This window comes from Rhodoblastus sp. 17X3, assembly GCF_030056575.1.
GTDB lineage: Bacteria > Pseudomonadota > Alphaproteobacteria > Rhizobiales > Beijerinckiaceae > Rhodoblastus.
The window spans coordinates 1-805 of sequence record NZ_JASHHX010000062.1 but is presented as its reverse complement, the minus strand read 5'-3'; the positions used below and the strand labels follow the sequence as shown (position 1 = coordinate 805).

Annotated in this window: 2 protein-coding genes and 1 pseudogene; all 3 read left to right on the top strand. The window is 60.1% G+C overall.

The features are described from left to right. The coding region (locus QM467_RS19775) for a DUF1302 family protein (RefSeq protein ID WP_283368048.1) at positions 1-187 on the top strand (187 nt) is incomplete at its 5' end. 74 nt (positions 188-261) lie between these two features. Further along, the gene (locus tag QM467_RS19770) at positions 262-510 is read left to right on the top strand and encodes a phosphate starvation-inducible protein PsiF (protein WP_283368047.1); all 249 of its coding nucleotides are present in this window, start codon (positions 262-264) and stop codon (positions 508-510) included. 175 nt (positions 511-685) lie between these two features. Continuing rightward, a pseudogene (locus tag QM467_RS19765) lies at positions 686-805 on the top strand (electron transfer flavoprotein subunit beta/FixA family protein); the annotation flags it as partial.

Here is an 805-nt window from a genome sequence, read left to right as displayed (position 1 = left end):
TCTCAGCGGCTGGTCCTATGACGGCGTCTTCAATCAGGGCCGCACTGTAATGCCGCTCCGGGTCAGGGCCGAATATGGCAAGAAATATTTTGCCGAAGTCGTGTGGGCCCCGGCGCTTCAGGTCGCCACCTACGACAATACGTCCGACCGCCAATTCGTGAACTTCTCCGCCGGAGTACGTTTCTGAGCCGGACCGCGGCGCCTCGCTCATGGACATCCCGCGCGCAGCGCGCTGAAATCTGTCTAACGATGGAGAAAAAAATGAAATTGAATCGAATTCTTCCGCTCGCCGGGGTTCTGACCTTGCTCGCCGGAGCGGCCCTGGCTCAGGTTAACATTCCGGCCGGCGCCGGCGCGGGCGCCTATCGGCCTGCTCCGGGCACGCCCGTCGGCGGCGCGGTAAATCCCACGACCGACGCAAGCTGCTCGCAGCAGGCGAATGCACAGGGCCTGCATGGCAAGGCTTGGAGGACCTTCCGAGCCAAGTGCAAGCGAAACGGCGGCCGCTGATCGCATAAAAAGTCATGCTGGTTTCTCGAGCGACGCGGCGCCCAAAGTCGCCGCGCGGCAGTTTGCATTGCGCGGACAGCCTGACGGGACATCGTAGAGCTGATCAATCGCTCGGGAACACGGAGCGCAAAAATGAATCAGAACCTCATCGGCAGAAGTGGAGGAAAGTAGCGTCATGAAGATTCTCGTCCCCGTGAAGCGGGTTGTTGATTACAACGTGAAGATCCGGGTGAAGACGGACGGTTCGGGCGTCGAGTTGGCGAATGTCAAGATGTCGATGAATCCGTTCGACGAG

Bases quoted from the DNA above. Each gene is read 5' to 3' on its own strand.
- QM467_RS19770 (WP_283368047.1), top strand. From the start codon at position 262: ATGAAATTGAATCGAATTCTTCCGCTCGCCGGGGTTCTGACCTTGCTC.